Genomic DNA, 2,606 nt, shown 5'->3' on the forward strand with positions numbered 1-2,606 from the left:
ACTCACTAGTGTTGTTAAGCCATTTTAATAATGATTAAAATAGCAGGATGACATCCATATCCCACGAGTCTATTTATATTATCGCATTGATAATGGTATGGGTTTTTAATAAAACAAAGGTTTTACCACATGGCCATTTGAGGAGTAACCGACTCCCTTTACATTGACAATAAAGTCATCTGGCAGACCGACTACGTTAAGTTTCGCTCTTAATTCTTTAATCGCCTGCCACAGGCGTTGACTGGAGGAAGAAATATTGTTCCTCTCCCAGATATTTTCGAGCAGTTCCTCTTTTGATAATGTTTTATTCTTGCCATGTTGGTTCAATAAACAGACCAACAGTTCCATGGTGATGTCATTTAACATTACTGCACAAAACAGCATTGTTTTTTCCGTTTTCTCCGTATAAATACGGACCAGTCTGCGGTTGGCAATGTCAAGCTGAATGTCATTATCAATAAGGAACCCGTAAAGATTATTCTCCATATAATTTCTCAAGATATAAGCGGGACAAGCTCTTGTGAAAAAATTACCACTCCGTTTGACGCTCTATTATAGAATCAGATTGATCTGAATCAACCCGACTCACCGACTAAGGGAGCGAGGACGGCATCAAAGGGATGTGGTTTTTATCACTCAGAAATAAGCATAAATCAGCATTTTTAACTAAATTTCAGTTTCTTTATGGTCTGTAATGTTCATATTTCATTGTAAAACCTTGGGTAGTTTTAAATTCTGTTTTTCTCATCAAAACAAGTAAAAAACCTAATCAACATTAAGCTAACGCTTATGGCACCGCTTTTCTTCAGTACATATAGCGCATGTTGCCTCTGTTTCACTCTTGTCTTGCTGTTGAAGTAAATGTTAGGAAAAAACTCAGAAATAGCCTAATGAACTCTTCTTATTTCTTTTTAATAAAACAACTTTGCCAGGCAGACTTTCCAGCATAGCCACTCATCATTCAAGAGAAAAAACCCCCACAGAAAAAACTAATTATTTGTTTTTATTGAAATTTATTCTTATTAAGATTTTTGGGTTGTTCAGAAAAAAACAAGCAAACAGTTTATACCCTAAATAATTCGAGTTGCATGTAGACGGCAACTGAGTGAAGCCCTAGGAGCATAGATAACTATGTGACTAGGGTGACCGAAGGCAGCCAACACCCATGCAACTTGAAGGATGACGGGTATAAATAGGAGAGTGCTCATCAGACCGACATAACATCTGGTGCCACGATGCCATTTTCTCTCAGTGTCATTAAGAATCCCCTGCCTTCAGCGTTCCACCACCAAAAAACGCTCCCCAATGTCGACACCAATAGGATGAAACCAGCCTGTTGCGTGCATATTACCCTTTGCAATGCCTCTCTGAGTCCATTTATATCAATCAGGGTCATCCCCACCCCAGTATAAAAGAGCTGCCCAACCGGCTATTCCAGAAAAATGACTGAACAACAGCAGCACTAAAAAAAACGGCTCAGTTCATGAAGTTTTGGTGTATTCACCCGAAAGTAAGAGCAGCCTCCTAATGGATAAAAGCAAGCTTCACAAACCAATAAACAAGGTATTTCCTATCTAAATTATTCTCTTGCCAATCCCCCTGGGCTAAAGAAATCTTAATAAAAATAAGCAACAAAAAACATATGATTCCATTAGAATATTTTTTGAGATGACTTTCTATTTTCACTCTCGAAGGGGCGCTTTACGGTGGGGTCACTGGTTTTATTAAAAAGAAATAAGAAGAGTTCATTAGGCTATTTCTGAGTTTTTTCCTAACATTTACCTCAACAGCAAGACAAGAGTGAAACAGAGGCAACATGCGCTATATGTACTGAAGAAAAGCGGTGCCATAAGCGTTAGTCTAATATTGAACAGATTTTTTACTTGTTTTGATGTAAAAAAAAGAATTTAAAACTACTTGAGGTTTTATATTAAAATAATAACACCGCAGGCTATTAAGAAACGAAAAGGCAGTTAAAAATGCTGATTTATGTTTATTGTTAAGTGATAAAAACCACACCCCTTTGATGTCGCCCTCGCTTCCTTAGTCGGCGAGCCGGGTTGATTCAGATCAATCTGATTCTATAATAGAGCATCAAACGGAGTGGTAATTTTTCACAAGAGTTTTTCCTGCCTATATCTTGAGAATTATATGGAGCGTAGTCTTTACGGGTTCCTTATTGATAATGACATTCAGCTTGACATTGTTAATCGCAGACTTGTCCGTATTTATGCGGAGAAAACGGAAAAAACAATACTGTTCTGTACAGTAATATTAAATGATACCTCAATGGATTTGTTGGTCTTTTTATTGATGCATCATGGTAAAAGAAAAGCATTATCAAGAGAGGAGTTGCTCGAAAAAATCTCTTTTTCCAGCCAGCGCCTGTGGCAAGCAACTAAAGAATTAAGAGCAAAACTCAAATTAATTGGTTTGCCAGACAGCTTTATTGTCAACGTAAAAGGTGTTGGCTATGCCATAAATGACCATGTGGTAACGCCGTTGTATTACCAATAAATATTATCGTGTTACCCACATGAGAATATGAATGTCCCCCCCTGCTGTTTTAAGCATTATTAAAATGGCTTAACAATACTAGTGAGTAA

The 2,606-nt window shown here is 37.4% G+C and carries 2 protein-coding genes; one reads left to right on the forward strand and one right to left on the reverse strand.

The features are described 5' to 3' along the window. Positions 1-105: 105 nt before the first annotated feature. Positions 106-486: a winged helix-turn-helix domain-containing protein gene (locus AC2A1E_RS23940; RefSeq protein WP_484385832.1), complete on the reverse strand. Its 381-nt coding sequence runs from the start codon at positions 484-486 to the stop codon at positions 106-108. Positions 487-2,151: 1,665 nt separating this feature from the next. On the opposite strand from AC2A1E_RS23940, the gene AC2A1E_RS23945 reads away from it, so the two are divergent. Then, the gene (locus AC2A1E_RS23945) at positions 2,152-2,517 is read left to right on the forward strand and encodes a winged helix-turn-helix domain-containing protein (protein WP_484385833.1); all 366 of its coding nucleotides are present in this window, start codon (positions 2,152-2,154) and stop codon (positions 2,515-2,517) included. The last annotated feature ends 89 nt before the right edge of the window (positions 2,518-2,606 follow it).

Source organism: Serratia sp. HNCC26DJ206 (genome assembly GCF_057180605.1).

Excerpts from the sequence above, each read along its gene's own strand:
- AC2A1E_RS23940 (WP_484385832.1), bottom strand. The coding sequence starts at position 486 with ATGGAGAATAATCTTTACGGGTTCCTTATTGATAATGACATTCAGCTT.
- AC2A1E_RS23945 (WP_484385833.1), top strand. The coding sequence starts at position 2,152 with ATGGAGCGTAGTCTTTACGGGTTCCTTATTGATAATGACATTCAGCTT.